The sequence below is a fragment of the Bradyrhizobium huanghuaihaiense genome, assembly GCF_007830635.1.
Classification (GTDB): domain Bacteria; phylum Pseudomonadota; class Alphaproteobacteria; order Rhizobiales; family Xanthobacteraceae; genus Bradyrhizobium; species Bradyrhizobium huanghuaihaiense.
Genome location: NZ_VLLA01000011.1, coordinates 105,409 through 120,912, shown reverse-complemented (window position 1 = coordinate 120,912; position 15,504 = coordinate 105,409). Strand labels below are relative to the sequence as shown.

The 15,504-nt window shown below is 64.8% G+C and carries 16 protein-coding genes; 8 read left to right on the top strand and 8 right to left on the bottom strand.

Annotated elements, in window-relative coordinates:
* Positions 1–163 precede the first annotated feature (163 nt).
* Positions 164–1,312: a ribonuclease D gene (gene rnd, locus IQ16_RS22525; RefSeq protein WP_018645425.1), complete on the top strand. Its 1,149-nt coding sequence runs from the start codon at positions 164–166 to the stop codon at positions 1,310–1,312.
* Between the two features lie 203 nt (positions 1,313–1,515).
* Here the strand turns inward: rnd and IQ16_RS22520 are convergent, their stop codons facing one another.
* The 5 genes from IQ16_RS22520 to IQ16_RS22505 form a co-directional block, all read right to left on the bottom strand.
* Positions 1,516–2,898, bottom strand: a complete 1,383-nt coding sequence (locus IQ16_RS22520; protein WP_018645424.1) for an aspartate aminotransferase family protein — start codon at positions 2,896–2,898, stop codon at positions 1,516–1,518.
* A 201-nt stretch (positions 2,899–3,099) separates the two neighbouring features.
* Positions 3,100–3,270, bottom strand: coding sequence for a hypothetical protein (locus IQ16_RS45760; RefSeq protein ID WP_018645423.1), 171 nt, complete (start codon positions 3,268–3,270; stop codon positions 3,100–3,102).
* A gap of 30 nt (positions 3,271–3,300) precedes the next feature.
* Positions 3,301–3,864 carry an isochorismatase family protein gene (locus tag IQ16_RS22515; protein ID WP_018645422.1) on the bottom strand — a complete coding sequence of 188 codons (564 nt, stop codon included), beginning with the start codon at positions 3,862–3,864 and terminating at the stop codon, positions 3,301–3,303.
* 25 nt (positions 3,865–3,889) lie between these two features.
* Positions 3,890–4,510, bottom strand: a complete 621-nt coding sequence (locus IQ16_RS22510; protein WP_018645421.1) for a GNAT family N-acetyltransferase — start codon at positions 4,508–4,510, stop codon at positions 3,890–3,892.
* The gene (locus IQ16_RS22505) at positions 4,497–5,108 is read right to left on the bottom strand and encodes a hypothetical protein (RefSeq protein ID WP_018645420.1); all 612 of its coding nucleotides are present in this window, start codon (positions 5,106–5,108) and stop codon (positions 4,497–4,499) included. Before IQ16_RS22505 ends, IQ16_RS22510 begins: the two co-directional genes overlap by 14 nt.
* Positions 5,109–5,182: 74 nt before the next feature.
* Between IQ16_RS22505 and IQ16_RS22500 the strand changes: the two genes are divergently transcribed.
* Positions 5,183–6,223, top strand: a complete 1,041-nt coding sequence (locus tag IQ16_RS22500; RefSeq protein WP_018645419.1) for a LysR family transcriptional regulator — start codon at positions 5,183–5,185, stop codon at positions 6,221–6,223.
* Position 6,224: 1 nt separating this feature from the next.
* Here the strand turns inward: IQ16_RS22500 and IQ16_RS22495 are convergent, their stop codons facing one another.
* Positions 6,225–7,442, bottom strand: coding sequence for an autotransporter outer membrane beta-barrel domain-containing protein (locus IQ16_RS22495; RefSeq protein WP_026312381.1), 1,218 nt, complete (start codon positions 7,440–7,442; stop codon positions 6,225–6,227).
* Between the two features lie 372 nt (positions 7,443–7,814).
* On the opposite strand from IQ16_RS22495, the gene IQ16_RS22485 reads away from it, so the two are divergent.
* Together IQ16_RS22485 and IQ16_RS22480 are read left to right on the top strand one after the other, a co-directional pair.
* Positions 7,815–8,021: a cold-shock protein gene (locus IQ16_RS22485; RefSeq protein ID WP_018645416.1), complete on the top strand. Its 207-nt coding sequence runs from the start codon at positions 7,815–7,817 to the stop codon at positions 8,019–8,021.
* 28 nt (positions 8,022–8,049) lie between these two features.
* A complete protein-coding gene (locus IQ16_RS22480; protein WP_018645415.1) occupies positions 8,050–8,439 on the top strand; it encodes a DUF6678 family protein in 390 nt (129 codons plus the stop codon).
* 16 nt (positions 8,440–8,455) lie between these two features.
* Here the strand turns inward: IQ16_RS22480 and purN are convergent, their stop codons facing one another.
* Complete coding sequence (purN, locus tag IQ16_RS22475; protein ID WP_026312379.1) at positions 8,456–9,109, bottom strand: phosphoribosylglycinamide formyltransferase; 654 nt, start codon at positions 9,107–9,109, stop codon at positions 8,456–8,458.
* Positions 9,109–10,182, bottom strand: a complete 1,074-nt coding sequence (gene purM / locus IQ16_RS22470; RefSeq protein ID WP_018645413.1) for a phosphoribosylformylglycinamidine cyclo-ligase — start codon at positions 10,180–10,182, stop codon at positions 9,109–9,111. Before purM ends, purN begins: the two co-directional genes overlap by 1 nt.
* A gap of 156 nt (positions 10,183–10,338) precedes the next feature.
* Here purM and IQ16_RS22465 point away from each other — a divergent pair, with 156 nt between their 5' ends.
* The 4 genes from IQ16_RS22465 (at position 10,339) to ppx (ending at position 15,502) form a co-directional block, all read left to right on the top strand.
* Positions 10,339–10,881: a CDP-alcohol phosphatidyltransferase family protein gene (locus tag IQ16_RS22465; RefSeq protein WP_145831757.1), complete on the top strand. Its 543-nt coding sequence runs from the start codon at positions 10,339–10,341 to the stop codon at positions 10,879–10,881.
* A gap of 91 nt (positions 10,882–10,972) precedes the next feature.
* Entirely contained in the window at positions 10,973–11,650 is a 678-nt protein-coding gene (locus tag IQ16_RS22460) for a P-loop NTPase family protein (RefSeq protein ID WP_145831756.1), read from the top strand.
* 141 nt (positions 11,651–11,791) lie between these two features.
* On the top strand, positions 11,792–13,984 hold the full coding sequence (locus IQ16_RS22455; protein WP_018645410.1) for an RNA degradosome polyphosphate kinase: 2,193 nt from the start codon (positions 11,792–11,794) through the stop codon (positions 13,982–13,984).
* A gap of 15 nt (positions 13,985–13,999) precedes the next feature.
* The gene (gene ppx / locus IQ16_RS22450; protein ID WP_018645409.1) at positions 14,000–15,502 is read left to right on the top strand and encodes an exopolyphosphatase; all 1,503 of its coding nucleotides are present in this window, start codon (positions 14,000–14,002) and stop codon (positions 15,500–15,502) included.
* Positions 15,503–15,504: the final 2 nt, after the last annotated feature.

Below are 15,504 nucleotides of genomic sequence, written 5' to 3'. Positions count from 1 at the left end.
CACTGCCCTGCGCCCGCAAATCCTCGCACCGGATCCGCTACGAATAGGAATTTCGTCGGAAAGAGGCGATTCCGGCCCGATGCAAGGCTCGAATTCACTCCAAGGCCCTTGACATCACAGCACTTTCGGCAGAACGGCTGATGTCAAGTGTCATGGGCCGTTCATGGATTTGATTACCACCACCGCTGACCTCGCGGCTGCCTGCAGCCGGCTGGCCAAGCACCCCGTCATTACCGTCGATACCGAGTTCCTGCGCGAAACCACCTATTACCCGCTGCTATGCGTGGTGCAGATGGCCAGCGCCGAGGAAGCTGTTGTCATTGACGCCCTCGCCCCCGGCATCGACCTCAAGCCGTTCTTCGAGCTGATGGCCAATGAGGGCGTGCTGAAGGTCTTCCACGCCGCCCGGCAGGACATCGAGATCATCTGGCATCAGGCCAACATCATCCCGCATCCGGTGTTCGACACCCAGGTCGCCGCGATGGTGCTCGGCTACGGCGACAGCATCGCCTATGACCAGCTGGTCGAGAAGGTCACCGGCCACCGCCCGGACAAGACCCACCGATTCACCGACTGGTCGCGCCGGCCGCTGACCAAGGAGCAGATGCACTACGCGGTCTCCGACGTCACGCACTTGCGCGACGTCTTCGCCGCGCTCGATGCCGACCTGAAGAAGCGTCGCCGCAGCGAATGGGTCTCGATCGAGATGGAGATCCTGACCTCGCCCAGGACCTACGACTTCCACCCCGAGCGCGCCTGGGAGCGGCTGAAGACGCGCGTGCGCAAGCCGAAGGACCTCGCCGTCCTGATGGAGGTCGCCGCCTGGCGCGAGCAGGAGGCACAGAGCCGTGACGTACCGCGCGGCCGCGTGCTGCGCGACGAGGCGATCACCGACATCGCAACCCACGCGCCGAACACGCTGGAGAAGCTCGCCCATCTGCGCTCGGTGCCGAAGGGGTTCGAGAAATCCAAATGGGGTTCGGACATCGTCGCCGCGGTCGAGCGCGGGCTGGCGCGGGATTTCGCGACGCTGCCGAAGCTGGAGAAGCCGCGCAACAATTCCAACGGCGCGGCCATCGTCGAGCTGTTGAAGGTCTTGCTGCGCATGACCGCCGAGCGCCATGCCGTGGCGAGCAAGGTGATCGCGACGGTCGACGACCTCGAAGAGATCGCGGCCAGTGACGAAGCCGATGTGCCCGCCTTGCGCGGCTGGCGCCGCGAGCTGTTCGGCGAGGCCGCCTTGAAGCTCAAGCGCGGCGAGCTCGCGCTGGCGATCGAGAAGGGCCGCGTGATCGGGGTGCAGCGGGCGTAGGCCGTAACCCCTCCCCAACGTCGTCCCGGCGCAGGCCGGGACCCATAACCACAGGGAGTGGTTTGGCGAAGACTGGGGGTTACTTGTTCATCGGTACGACGACTACCCGACCTCGATAGATCACGCGGTATGGGTCCCGGCCTTCGCCGGGACGACACCGAATTTATGGCGTATCGCTTCGTCCAAAGCTGACGAGATCAGCCCTACGCCGGCGTCAGCTTCGCCACTTCGCCCTTCATGTCATTCAGCACGCCCGCGATCGCGGCGACCAGATCGTCGATTTGCGCCTTGGTCGTGATCAGCGGCGGACAGATGGCGATGGCATCCAGCATGTTCCGGGAGATCACGCCGCGTTCCTGCAGCATGCGGCTGGCGATGCCGCCGACCGCGCCGGGCGTTGCCGCCGCGGTCTTGCGGCTCTTGTCGAGCACGAGCTCGAGCGCTGCGATCATGCCGACGCCGCGGACCTCGCCGACCAGCGGGTGGCTGGTGAGCTCACGCAGCTTGCCCTGCATGTAGCCGCCGAGCTCGGCGGCATGCGCGACCAGGCCGCGCTCCTCGATGATCTTGAGGTTCTCGAGCGCGATCGCCGAGCCGACCGGATGGCCGCCCGCGGTGAAACCGTGGCCGAGCACGCCGATCTTGTTGCTCTCGTCCGCGATCGGCTCGAACATGCGGTCGTTCATCATGATCGCCGACAGCGGGAAATAGCTCGAGGTGATCTGCTTGGAGACCACAATTGCGTCGGGCTTGATGCCATAGGTCTCGCAGCCGAACATCTTGCCGGTGCGGCCGAAGCCGCAGATCACCTCGTCGGCGACCAGCAGAATGTCGTACTTCTTCAGGACCGCCTGGATCTTGTCCCAATAGGTCGCCGGCGGCACGATGACGCCGCCCGCCCCCATCACCGGCTCGCCGAAGAAGGCCGCGATCGTATCCGGGCCCTCCTTCTGGATCAGCGCATCGAGCTCCTCGGCCCGGCGCGTGGCGAACGCTTCCTCGCTCTCGCCGGGGGCGCCGTCCTTGTAGAAATGCGGCGAGCCCGTGTGCAGGATGTTCGGCAGCGGCAGGTCGAACGAGCGGTGGTTGTTCGGAAGACCGGTGAGGCTGGCGGACGCGATGGTGACGCCGTGATAGGCGCGCAGGCGGCTGATGATCTTCTTGCGCTGGGGCTGGCCGAGCGCGTTGGAACGATAGGCGATCAGCTTCAGCACGGTGTCGTTGGCTTCCGAGCCGGAATTGGTGAAGAACACCTTGCTCATCGGCACAGGCGCGAGCGCGACCAGCTTCTCGGCGAGATCGATCGAGGGTCCGTGCGATTTGGCGGAGAACGTGTGATAGAACGGCAGCGCCTGCATCTGCTTGTGCGCCGCCTCGACCAGACGCTTCTCATTGAAGCCGAGCCCGACGCTCCACAGGCCCGCCATCGCCTCGAAATAGCGCCTGCCCGCCGCGTCGAACACGTAAGGCCCCTCGCCGCGTTCGATCACCAGGGGACCGGCCTGCTGATGGGTGCGCGCGTTGGTGTAGGGATGGAGCTGGTAGGCTACATCCCGGGCCTCTTGCGAATTGGGCAGCATGGACATTTGCGAAATCCTTCGAATAGTCGCGTCGCCGGGCGCGGCCAGCTTCGTCACGTGATGATCGAATGACTTGGCTATTGCGACGAGGGAAAACTTGCAACGCCAATTCGTCGGCAGCAAGCGCTCAGCAGCGTTGCAGAAAGCCGCACACGGGTAGCTTGCAGACTTGTGGCTTGCAGACTTGTAGCTCAGACTTGGCAGTTCTCAGGCCGCGCTGTCGTCATCGCCCTCGTCGGCCGCGACGGCGGCCTCCCTCACCTCGACGATCGCCATCGAAAGCAGATAGACCGTCGTGGGCAAGCCGATGCGGCGCGCCCTCTCGGCTGCGCGCGACAGCTCGCTCGCCAGCTCCTTGAGCTCTTCTCCCCGTGACAATGTCCCACCCCACCCGCCGACCGCGGCCGCCTACACCGCAACGGCGCCGCTGGTTTTGATCAGTTCGGCGCTGGACTGGATTGTAGCAAAATTTCCGACAACATTCACCACCGCCTGCTTATAGGCGGCGGCATCGCCCATGCCCGGCTGCCGGCAGGCCACGGCGTCGGCTACCACCTGGTAGCGATGGCTGCGGTGAAACCCGTCGACAGCGGTGGCCAGGATGGTTTCGTCCAGCGAGAAGCCGACCAGCACGCAGCGGGCATTGCGGATATTGGACATGTAGTCCACAAACCGCGACGAGCTGTAGCCCGAGGGCAGCGGATGCTCGAACGTCATCTCGCCCGGCCGCGGCTTCGCCTCGGCGATCCAATCGGTCAGCCTCGATGCCGGATTGAACCAGGCGGCCTGGGCGATGCGCTTCAGATGCATCACGGGCCAGAGCTTGTCGCGCCATAGCGCCACGAGTTCCAGGCAGCGCATGGTGGCCGCCTCGCCGTCGAGGATGACGTGGCGCCGCCCGGGGGTCAGATATTCGACCTGGAGATCCGCACAGACCAGGATCGGCGGGTCGTCGGTGATGGAGGCCAGCATTGTCTTGCGTTTGGCTGCACCAGTTTCAGCGATCGGCGAGTGCGAGGTCTCGCAGCGGCGAGGTCACTGCCCGCCCCGCCGAGGCGTCGAGCACGCCCGGACGGTCCCAATCGCCCTCGGGACGGATAATCACGTAAGGATCGCTGTCCAGCGTGATGGCGTCCGGCCCGGGCTCGATCTCGAGCAGCATCTCCGTGTAGGAGAAATCCGAGAAGGTGATCTTGCGGTTGTGGCCGAGCGGCTTGGCTCCGAAATGGGCCCAGAAATCGACCAGCCGATCCTGCGCCTGGCCGTAGATCTTGCGAAAGCCCTTGCGCTTCACATAGTCGACGCTCGCCTGCACCAGCTTGAACGAGACGCGCGAGCGTCGGTATTGGTGCCGCACCGCGAGCCGCTCGACCTTGGCGAAATCGCCGAAGAAGCGCACCCGCAGGCAACCTGCGGGCTCGTTGCCGACATAGCCGATGAAATGCGCCGCGACCATGTCGTTGCCGTCGAACTCCTCCTCGAACGGACAATCCTGCTCGGCAAGATAGACCGCCGAGCGGATGGCGGTGACCAGCATGAGATCGCTGGGATCGCGCGCGAGGCGGATGGTAATGGCGCGAGAGTCGGGCTTGGCGAGAGGAATCCTAGTGCCGTGCATCTGCAAAACTCCTTGCTTGGACGATCGCGCCCGGCATGTGCATCGGCTGCCGATGCCAGGGGCGTTCGTAGCACCACAGGTCGGGTTGGAAGCTCGGGACCGGCTCGAATCCGGTCGCTTTCATGATGTCGCGTCCGGCCACGGTTGACGGCTGCGCATAGCAATCCGCGCTGCGAAATCTTACCTGTCGCAGATGAGCCGCGGCCTTGCCGAGACCCGCGATGCCGCGCCCCGTCGCGGCGATCGCCCAGATATAGATCGCAGCAACGTCTTCCCGCGCGGAAGCGAGATAGTGCGTCTCGGGCGCGGTGAGGCAGATCTCGTCGAGCAGCAACGCATCGTGTCCGCGGTCGTTGAGAAACAGGAAGGCCATGCCGCCGAGCAGACGGCCCTTCCGGCTGAATGTCAGGATGCTCTGGGGATCGAACGTGTAATATTTCGCAAGCTCCGCCGTCCCGATCTGCACGCCCGGCACCAGCCGGTGCGCCATCTCCGAAAGCATCGCAATTTCGGAAAATTGCGCGCAGCGGACGTCGACCTCCGGACTGAGCGGCAACGCGTCGAAATCATGCCTTGCGGCAAACGAGCCTCTTTCCATACCCGGATCGTCCCTCTATCGTTCGCGGCTTTCATGCCCCGCTACGACGAGCTTAGCGGTTGGGGATCAGGAGTATGCAGCAGTTATTGCACCGGGGTGCTGCGATGATGCAGCACCGTGAAGAAGCCCTGGGCGCGTCCTGGGATGATTTGAAGCTGTTTTTAGCGTGCGCAAAATATAAAAGTTTCCGCAACGCCGCCGAGGAGCTCGGCCTCACCTCCACGACGCTGATGCGCCGGATCGATCGGCTCGAAGAGAGCATCGGCTGCAAGCTGTTCCTGCGCGACCAGAGCGGGCTCACGCTCAGCGACGAAGGCACCGCGATGATCGCCGACGTCGCGCACATGGAGCGTCATGCCTTCAACGTCTTCCGCCGCGCATCGCGCTCGTCGAACGATACGACAGGCACCGTGCGCGTCGCGGTGACGGAAGGTCCCGGCAATTTCTGGATCCTGCCGCGGCTGATCGATTTCCAGAAGACCTATCGCAAGATCACCGTCGACCTGCGCTGCGCGATGGAGCAGGCCGACGTCGCGCGGCTCGAATCCGATATCGCGATCCAGCTCGAGCCGCCGACCAATCCCGATCTGATCGTCGCCAAGCTCGGCCGCCTGCACATCTATCCCTTCGTCTCCAGGGAGTACGAGAAGCTGTACGGCCTGCCGGCAACGCTAGCCGATCTGCAGGACCATCGCATCATCAAGCAGAGTGCGCCGCAGGTCGACGATGGCGCCTACGCCCGCGTGCTCGGGCTGAAATCGCTCGAGGGCATCGTCGGCATCAAGACCAATTCGTCGGTCGGCGTACTCTATGCAGTGGAGCGCGGCGCCGGCATCGGCTTCCTGCCGACCGTGTCGATCGCGCTCGGCGCGCCGCTCGTTGCGGTCGATCTCGGCGTCAGCCACCACGCCGATCTCTGGCTCACCTATCACAGGGAGTTTCGCGCCTCCGAGCGCCACAAAATCGTGGTCGACTGGCTGAAGAAGATCTTCGATCCCAGGACCTATCCCTGCTTCCGCGACGAGTTCATCCATCCGGACGCGCTGGTGCCGATGATGACGGCCGCGCGCGAGGGATTTGGATTGACCGGCTACGTCGCGGCAACGCCGACGTAAATCACCACCGATATTCGAATCCGACCGTGCCCTGGTGCGAGGTGAACTCGTTGCGGAACTTGCCATCGTAGTTGATGTAGAGCCGCGCGGTGTTGGTCAGGCTGAGCGAGGCCGAGCCGCCCGCATCCATGCCGTAACGGCTCTCGCCGATGCCGGGGACAATGATGCTCTGGGTCCCGAGGCTGACCTGCACCGATCCCAGGTTCTGGTAGAAATTGTCGACGAACTTACCGTACGCCGACAGGTCCAGGATCTTCTGGTCGAAGATGAAATAGCGCCCGACCTCCGCCCCGATCATCACGCGTGCGCGCGAGAGCGCCGTCGAGCCCACATTGAGCGGATCGAGCCCGCCGGCCTCCTGGAACGCTGCGCTGGTGGCGCGGACATATTCGAGCGCACCCTTGGGCACGATGCGCATCTGATCCTTGGTCCAGTAGTAACTGACCTCGGTCAGCGCGCCGTCGACGGCGGCGCGATAGCCGGCGGTCGCGAAACCAAATCCAGTATCCCGGCTGGAACGGACCTTGCCGACCCCATGAACCACCGCGAAGGCCCAGGTCCACGGGCCCTTGTCGACCGAGCCGTTGAAGCCGAGCTGGGTCAGATCGAGCGTTGCCGACTGCAGCGCGAGCGGCACGTCGATGTCGGTGTGGCTCTGGTCGATCGAGAAGCCGATGTTGACACCGGGTGCGATGCGCGCGCCGAAGCCGGCGACGCCGCCAAAGGTCTTGCGCTTGTCGCCGACGAAGTCGCCCTGGGCGTCGGTGCGGACCGAGATGCCGTAGCCCTCGAACCAGGTGCGGTAGCGCGGATCTTCCGTGGTCGCGGACGCGCCGCCGCCTCCGGGATTGGTCCGGAACGACCGGTTGAAACCATCGGAAGCCTGGTTGCCCAGCCGCTCCAGAAATCCCGAGCCGAAATTGAGCATGCTGTTGCCGGCCGACTGATCGTAGTTCGTCGAGGTGGGCATCGGGACCGGGGTCGGCGACGGCGTGGGCGTCGGGGTCGGAGTGGGTGTCGGACTTTGCGCGAGGACGGGCGTCACCGCCGACATCGTCACGACCAGCACCACCGCCACGGCTGCAAAGGTCTTGGCTGCAAAGGTCTTGGCTGCAAAGGTCTTGGCTGCAAGGATCTTGGCGACCGCTGCCGCGATCCGGCGGACGCGGTCCAGCCCGATCGTCTGCCGTGTTCCGGTGGGCTGCGAGGTGCAGCGCATGACGACTAATCCCGAAGCAAAGGGCGGTCCGCAAAAATGCAACACGAGCGGCTCGCGTGTGCGGCGATTTGTGCCGAACTGCCACGGAGGGTCAACCTGTTGGCACGCCGTTACCGAGCCTATTGCCTCGATTGTGGTTCCGCGGCCACAGGTCGCAAATAGCAGACAATGGCACCCGCCCGGCTCTTGAAAATCGCGCGCGGCTTGCTAACGCGCGATTTTCATGTTGCAATATCCGACACAATCGGAATTGGCCGCTCGACTGTGCGTTTCGCGACGATGAGACTCGAACAGACTTCCGGAAGCCCGTTTGTGGCGTGGCACGCGAAAAAGCGGCCGCGTCTTTTTTCTATCTAGTGGAGGAGACTGAGGATGCCGCAAAAGGGCACCGTCAAATGGTTCAACCCGACCAAGGGCTATGGGTTCATCAAGCCGAATGGTGGCGACAAGGACGTGTTCGTTCACATCTCCGCCGTCGAGCGCGCTGGACTCTCGACCCTCAACGAGAACCAGGTGGTTGAATACGACCTCGTGGAGAACCGCGGCAAAGCATCCGCGGAGAACCTCAAGGTCTCCTGATTTTTCTAAAAGCGACACGCGAGAGATCATGACGTTGCCCCCGGCTCTGCCGGGGGATTTTGTTTGGGGCGGGCGCATGGCTCAGCAGTCCGATTATTATTCGGTCGCCAACGACACAAAATGGCGCGAGTTGCGGGAGGCAATGCTCGCCCTTGCCCCTTCCGATCAACCTCGATTTCGTTGCAAGAACTTGGAAACGGGAAATCTGAGCCAGTGGGATGGCGAATGGTTCCATCACTGGACGAGCGGCGGATGGGAATGGATGGAATGGGCCGAGCTATCTACCGAGACGGCGCATCAACGCGAACTTGTCCGCGCAATCCTAGGCCGCATCCGATTTGCTGGAGAGCAAACTGCCGCGGGTTTCAGAATCTACGGATATATCCGCAATGGCGAGGTAGCAGGTTACATCGAGTAAGCCTGAGGTGCCCGCCTCAGCCCACCACCGGCGCAACGAGAAAATTCTCCGACGCAGAGCTTCCCGCCGTCCTGCAGACATCACCCTCGATCCGGACCTTGCCGGTCGCAAGCAGCCGCAGCGCTTCGGGATAGATGCGGTGCTCGACTTCGAAGATGCGCTCCGACAGCGTGTCCGCCGTGTCGTGGTCGCCGACGGGCACCGCGCCCTGCATCACGATCGGGCCGGCATCGGTCTCGGGGATGACGAAGTGCACCGTCGCGCCGGACAGCTTCACGCCCGCGCGCAAGGCTTGGCCGTGCGGGTCGAGGCCGGGGAAGGACGGCAGCAGCGAGGGATGGATGTTGAGCATCCGCCCGTACCAGGCTCTGGTAAACTCGGCCGTGAACAGGCGCATGAAGCCGCCGAGGCAGATCAGCTCGATGCCGTGCTGGTCGAGCGCGGCCTGCAGCACTTTCTCGAAGCCGGCGCGGTCCTTGCCGAACGGCTTGCTCTCGATCACCAGCGTTTTGACGCCGCTCGCCTTGGCCCGTTCGAGCCCGGGCGCATCGGCCTTGTTCGAGATGACGAGCGAGATCTCCGCCGGGAAATCAGCCGAGCTTGCGGCCTTGATCAGCGCGGCCATGTTGGAGCCGCGACCGGAGATCAGGATGGCGACGCGGCGCTTCATCACAGCGCCAGATCGAGGTGACCGTTATAGACGACGCGGTGCTCGCCCTCGGCCGGAATCACGGTGCCGAGCTGCGCCACGGTCTCGCCGGCGTCGGTGAGCACCTGGATCACCTTGTCGACCTTGTCGGGCTCGACGATCGCGATCATGCCGATGCCGCAGTTGAAAGTCCGCAGCATCTCGAACTCGGCGATGCCGGCCTGCGCCGCCAGCCATTTGAACACCGGCAGCACCGGCAGGTGCGCGAGGTCGATGCCGACGCCGAGGTCCTTCGGCAGGACGCGCGGAATGTTGTCGGTGAAGCCGCCGCCGGTGATGTGGGCGAGCCCCTTCACCGCGCCGGTCTCACGGATCGCCCGCAGGCAGGATTTGACGTAGAGCTTCGTCGGCGTCAGCAGCGCGCCGCCCAGCGTCATCACGGGCGCGAACGGCGCCGGAGCCTCGAAGCCGAGGCCGGATTGTTCCACGATCTTGCGCACCAGCGAGAAGCCGTTGGAGTGCACCCCCGACGAGGCGAGACCGATCACGGCGTCGCCCGCGGCGATATCCTTGCGCGGCAACAAGGTACCGCGCTCGGCGGCGCCCACGGCAAAGCCGCCGAGGTCGTAATCGCCGTCCTTGTAGAGGCCGGGCATCTCGGCGGTCTCGCCGCCGATCAGGGCGCAGCCGGATTCCCGGCAGCCTTCGGCGACGCCCGCGACGATCGCGGCGGTGGCCTCCGGGTCGAGCTTGCCGCAGGCGAAATAGTCGAGGAAGAATAGCGGCTCGGCGCCCTGAACCACGAGGTCGTTGACGCTCATGGCGACGAGGTCGATGCCGATCCCGCCATGCAGGCCGGTCTCGATCGCGATCTTCACCTTGGTTCCGACGCCATCGGTGGCGGCGACCAGGACAGGGTCCTTGAAACCGGCCGCCTTGAGGTCGAACAGGCCGCCGAAGCCGCCGATCTCGGCGTCGGCGCCGGGGCGCGCGGTGGCGCGCACCATCGGCTTGATCAGGTCGACCAGGCGGTTGCCCGCATCGATATCGACGCCTGAATCGGCGTAAGTGAGGCCGTTTTTGCGGTCGGTCATGCCCGATTTCCAGTGGGTTTGCGGCTGGTTACGTCGAATTCCGGGGACGCGCAATGGCAAGCGTGGCGCCCCGCCCTATACTATGTAGAGATATCAACCGGTTCAGCCTCCCAGGGGGCCGGATTCGAGGTCAGGCCGGGTGCCGGGAAGCGCCGCGTGAGTATACCGAATATCATTACCCTGGGCCGCATCATGCTGGTCCCGATCATCGTCTGGGCCATCGTGTCGAGCCAAATGGAGGTGGCGTTCGCCGTCTTCCTGATCGCGGGCATCAGCGATGCCGTGGACGGCTTCCTCGCCAAGCGCTTCAACATGCGCAGCGAGCTCGGTGCCCTGCTGGATCCGCTCGCCGACAAGGCGCTCCTGGTCTCGATCTATCTCGCCCTCGGCATCTGGGGCGACATCCCGCGCTGGGTCGTGATCCTGGTGGTGTCGCGCGACATCATGATCGTCACCGCGGTGATCGTGTCCTGGCTGTTCGACAAGCCGGTCGAGATGAAGCCGTCGAAAGTATCCAAGCTAAACACAGCCGCACAGGTCGCCTACGCCGCCATGGTGCTGGCGTCTCTTGCCTTCGGCTTCAAGCCTGCGCCCTATGATATGATCATGATGGGCCTCGTCACGGTCTTCACGCTCTCCTCCGTGTCGCTCTACCTCGTCGAGTGGCTGCGGCACATGAGCACGATCGAGGCCAAATGAGTGGGACACGGCCCCGCAAAAGGCCAACTCCCGCTCAATGAAGTCGAATCTCTGAAACGAAGCCGGCACGCCGGCATGGAGCAAAGCAAGCGTGGCAGGCCGCGTTCACCCCCGACAATTGGCGTTTTCGCTTCCGCATGCGGAGAGCCTCAGCCGGGACAATTTCCTCGAAGGCCCTGCCAACGCCGCCGGCCTCGCCTTGATCGACGGCTGGCCGGAATGGCCGAACCGCATCATGTGGCTGGCCGGCCCCGAAGGCAGCGGCAAGAGCCATCTCGCCGCGATCTGGGCCGAGGAGGCCGGCGCCCGCTCGACCACCGCCAATGCGCTGAGCGCCGCGGGCGTTCCGGCCGCGCTCGCCACCGGCGCGCTGGTGGTCGAGGATCTCAAGGCCGGGGATTTTGATGAACGCGCCCTCTTCCACCTGATGAATCTCGCCCGCGAGGACGGCGCCTACGTCCTCTTCACCGGACGTGATGCACCGGCCTCGCTCGAGATCGACCTCCGCGACCTGCGCTCACGGCTGCGCGCCGTGCCTGTCGTCACGCTGCTGCCGCCCGACGACCAGCTGTTCCGCGGCCTGATCGTCAAATTCTGCGCCGACCGCCAGCTCACCGTGGACGAGAGCGTGGTCGGCTACCTCGCCACCCGGCTGGAGCGGTCCTCGGCGGCCGCCCGGCAGGCCGTGGAATTGCTCGACAGCGAGGCCCTGCGCCTCGGCCGTCCCGTCACCCGGGCGCTGGCCGTCGAGCTGCTGCGGGACGCCTGACCCCGCCCGGGTTCCAACACCGCTTGACGGCGCCGAGCGGCGGAACATCAATGTCATCGAAACGTCATCGCTCTAACACATGCTCCCGCCGGTTTTGCGCACGAGTCGCAAATTGGGGTGAACTGGATGGATCGACTTCTCATGGACTCTGTGCAAGCCGTTGAAATCAAAGAAAAAGCCCCAGAGACCGAGGGCCTTCCGGCGATCGCATCGAGCCCCGAACGGTTCATCAACCGCGAGCTCTCCTGGCTGCATTTCAACCGCCGGGTCCTGGAGGAAGCGGTCAATCCCAGCCACCCCATGCTGGAGCGGGTGCGATTCCTGTCGATTTCAGCGAATAACCTTGACGAGTTCTTCATGGTTCGCGTCGCCGGCATCAAGGCCCAGGTGCGCGAGGGCATTGCCGAGCGCGCCCCCGATGGCCTGACGCCCTCCGAGCAGCTCGCGCTGATCAACCGCACCGTCTCGCAGCTCGCCTCCGACCAGCAGGCGATCTGGCGCGACCTGCGCAGTACGCTGGCCGATGTCGGCATCGTCCTGGTCGACGGCAAGGACGTCACCAAGGCGGAACGGACCTGGGTCGAGGACTACTTCCTCAACAACGTATTTCCGCTGCTGACGCCGCTGGCGATCGACCCGGCCCACCCCTTCCCGTTCATTCCGAGCCTCGGCTTCACCATCGCGCTCCAGCTCACGCGCGCTGCCGACGGCAAGCAGATGAACGCGCTGATCCGCATGCCCGGCAAGATCGACCGCTTCATCCGACTGCCGTCCGAAGGCAAGGCCGTCAGGCTGATTTCGCTGGAACAGGCGACCGCCCTGTTCATCAACCGCCTGTTCCCCGGCTACAATTTGCACGGCCAGGGCGCCTTCCGCATCATCCGCGACTCCGAGCTCGAGATCGAGGAAGAAGCCGAAGATCTCGTCCGCCTGTTCGAGACCGCGCTGAAGCGCCGCCGCCGCGGATCGGTGATCCGACTCGAGATCGACGCCAAGATGCCGGAAGAGTTGCGCAGCTTCGTGCAGCATGCGCTCTCGGCCGCCGACGACGAGGTATTCCTGGTCGACGGCGTGCAGGCGATGAACGAGCTCTCGCAGCTCACCCGCCTCGACCGGCCCGACCTCGAATTCACCCCTTACGTGCCGCGCCACCCCGAGCGCGTGCGCGAGCATGGCGGCGACATCTTTGCCGCGATCCGGCAGAAGGACCTCGTCGTCCATCATCCTTACGAATCCTTCGACGTGGTGGTGCAGTTCCTCCAGCAGGCCGCGCGCGATCCTGATGTCGTCGCGATCAAGCAGACGCTCTACCGTACCTCCAACAACTCGCCGATCGTGCGGACGCTTGCGGAGGCCGCCGAAGCCGGCAAGTCCGTCACCGCGCTGATCGAGCTGAAGGCGCGCTTCGACGAAGAGGCCAACATCCGCTGGGCGCGCGACCTTGAACGCGCCGGCGTGCAGGTCGTCTACGGCTTCCTCGAATTGAAGACGCACGCAAAGCTCTCGATGGTGGTGCGCCGCGAGGGCGGTAGCCTCACCACTTACGTCCACACCGGCACCGGCAACTACCACCCGGTCACCGCACGCATTTATACCGACCTCTCCTACTTCACCTCGGATCCGACCATCGGCCGCGATGCGGCGCGCGTGTTCAACTTCATCACCGGCTATGCCGCGCCGAGCGATCTGGAAAAGATGGCGGTGTCGCCGCTGACGCTGCGCAAGCGCATCATCGAGCACATCCAGGGCGAGACCGCGCATGCGCGGCACGGCCGTCCCGGCGCGGTCTGGATGAAGATGAATGCGCTGGTCGACCCCGACATCATCGACGCGCTCTACGAGGCCTCGCAGGCCGGCGTCCAGGTCGAGCTCGTGGTGCGCGGTATCTGTTGCCTCAGGCCCGGCATTCCCGGCCTGTCGGAGAACATCCGCGTCAAATCGATCATCGGGCGCTTCCTGGAACACGGCCGAATCTACTGCTTCGGCATGGGCCAAGGCCTGCCGAGCGCGAAAGCGGCTGTGTATATCTCCTCGGCCGACATGATGCCGCGCAACCTCGACCGCCGCGTCGAGGTGCTGTGTCCGCTGCAAAATCCCACGGTGCATCAGCAGGTTCTCGAACAGATCATGGTCGCGAATCTCAAGGACAATGAGCAAAGCTGGCAGTTGTTGCCGGACGGGTCCTCAACGCGTATGAAGGCCGCGAAGGGCGAGGAGCCTTTCAACGTCCACAACTACTTCATGACAAATCCGAGTCTGTCTGGCCGTGGAAAGTCGCTCAAGGAATCCTCGCCGCGTCGTCTCACGCGCCGGAACGAACGTCATCCATCCTGATCCGGGATTCCTGACGTGACGCGGCCGCGCAAGCGCGGCGCCACTGTCGCGGTCATTGACATCGGTTCCAACTCGGTCCGTCTCGTCGTCTACGAAGGACTGACGCGGAGCCTCATTCCGATCTTCAACGAGAAGACCCTGTGCGGCCTCGGGCGCGAGGTGCAGAGCACGGGCCTGCTCGCCCCTGATGCCGTCGACAAGGCGCTGACCTCGCTCAAGCGCTTCCGTGCGCTGTGCCGCGTGATGCAGGTCGGGCGCGTGTTCGCGATCGCGACCGCCGCCTGCCGCGATGCCTCCAACGGTCCCGACTTCATCGCGAAGGCCGAGCGCATCTGCGCCGTCAAGATCGAGATCCTGTCGGGCCCGCGCGAGGCGCGGCTGTCGGCGCTCGGCGTCATCTCCGGCATCCACCATCCTGACGGCATCGTCGGCGATCTCGGCGGCGGCTCGCTCGAGCTGATCGACGTGCGCCGGAACAGTGTGCGCAGCGGCGTCACGCTGCCGCTCGGCGGCCTTGCGCTGCAGGACCTCGCACACAAATCGCTCAAGCGCGCCGACCGCATCGTGCGCGAGGAGATCGATGAGGTGGAGTTGCTCACTGCTGGCCGCGGCCGCACCTTCTATGCCGTTGGCGGCACCTGGCGCGCGCTCGCACGCATCCACATCATCCAGAGCGGCTATCCGCTCCAGGTGATGCACGGCTATTCCATTTCCGCGACCGAAGCGCTCGACTTCTCGCGCCGCCTGCGCCGGCTTGCGGCCGCCGACATGCTCGCCGACATCGAGATCGTCGCCGACGCGCGCCGCCCTCTCCTCACCTATGCGGCGCTGGTGCTCGAGCACATCATCCGCGTCGCAAAACCAAAGAACATCGTGTTCTCGACCTTCGGCGTGCGCGAGGGCCTCTTGCATGAGAAGCTGCCGGAGACCGAGCGCAACAAGGACGGGCTGATCTGCGCAGCCGAGGAGCTCAACCAGCTGCTGTCACGCTCGGCCAAGCACGCCCGCGAGCTGATCGCCTGGACCGATCGCCTGGTGCGCGTCGTGAAGCTGCGCGAGACCGAGGAGGATCGCCGCCTGCGCCACGCCGCCTGCCTGCTCTCCGACATCGGCTGGCGCGTACATCCCGATCACCGCGGCGAGCAGACGCTCAGCCTCGTCGTCAACGGCAATTTCGGTGCGATCACCCACACCGAGCGCGCCTTCGTCGGCCTGTCCGTGTTCTATCGCTATGCGGGTCTCAGCGAGGAAAACCAGCCGCCGGTCACCATGCAGGAGCTGCTGACGCCGGCGCAGCTCGAACGCGCCCGCCTGCTGGGCGCGGCATTCCGTGTCGCGCATCTGATCTCGGCGGCGCGGCCGGGCGTCTTGCCCGCCACGCATTTCCGCACCCAGGGCCGCAAATTGATGCTGGTGTTCGAGCACCGGCTCGTCGATCTCGTCGCCGACCGCGTCGGCAGCCGCTTCAAGCAGCTCGCCCGTTTGGTCAGCCGCGCCGGCTCGATCGTCCGGCGCTAAAG

Bases quoted from the DNA above. Each gene is read 5' to 3' on its own strand.
- rnd (WP_018645425.1), top strand. From the start codon at position 164: ATGGATTTGATTACCACCACCGCTGACCTCGCGGCTGCCTGCAGCCGG.
- IQ16_RS22520 (WP_018645424.1), bottom strand. From the start codon at position 2,898: ATGTCCATGCTGCCCAATTCGCAAGAGGCCCGGGATGTAGCCTACCAG.
- IQ16_RS22515 (WP_018645422.1), bottom strand. From the start codon at position 3,864: ATGCTGGCCTCCATCACCGACGACCCGCCGATCCTGGTCTGTGCGGAT.
- IQ16_RS22510 (WP_018645421.1), bottom strand. From the start codon at position 4,510: ATGCACGGCACTAGGATTCCTCTCGCCAAGCCCGACTCTCGCGCCATT.
- IQ16_RS22505 (WP_018645420.1), bottom strand. From the start codon at position 5,108: ATGGAAAGAGGCTCGTTTGCCGCAAGGCATGATTTCGACGCGTTGCCG.
- IQ16_RS22500 (WP_018645419.1), top strand. From the start codon at position 5,183: ATGCAGCAGTTATTGCACCGGGGTGCTGCGATGATGCAGCACCGTGAA.
- IQ16_RS22495 (WP_026312381.1), bottom strand. From the start codon at position 7,442: ATGCGCTGCACCTCGCAGCCCACCGGAACACGGCAGACGATCGGGCTG.
- IQ16_RS22485 (WP_018645416.1), top strand. From the start codon at position 7,815: ATGCCGCAAAAGGGCACCGTCAAATGGTTCAACCCGACCAAGGGCTAT.
- IQ16_RS22480 (WP_018645415.1), top strand. From the start codon at position 8,050: ATGACGTTGCCCCCGGCTCTGCCGGGGGATTTTGTTTGGGGCGGGCGC.
- purN (WP_026312379.1), bottom strand. From the start codon at position 9,109: ATGAAGCGCCGCGTCGCCATCCTGATCTCCGGTCGCGGCTCCAACATG.
- purM (WP_018645413.1), bottom strand. From the start codon at position 10,182: ATGACCGACCGCAAAAACGGCCTCACTTACGCCGATTCAGGCGTCGAT.
- IQ16_RS22455 (WP_018645410.1), top strand. From the start codon at position 11,792: ATGGACTCTGTGCAAGCCGTTGAAATCAAAGAAAAAGCCCCAGAGACC.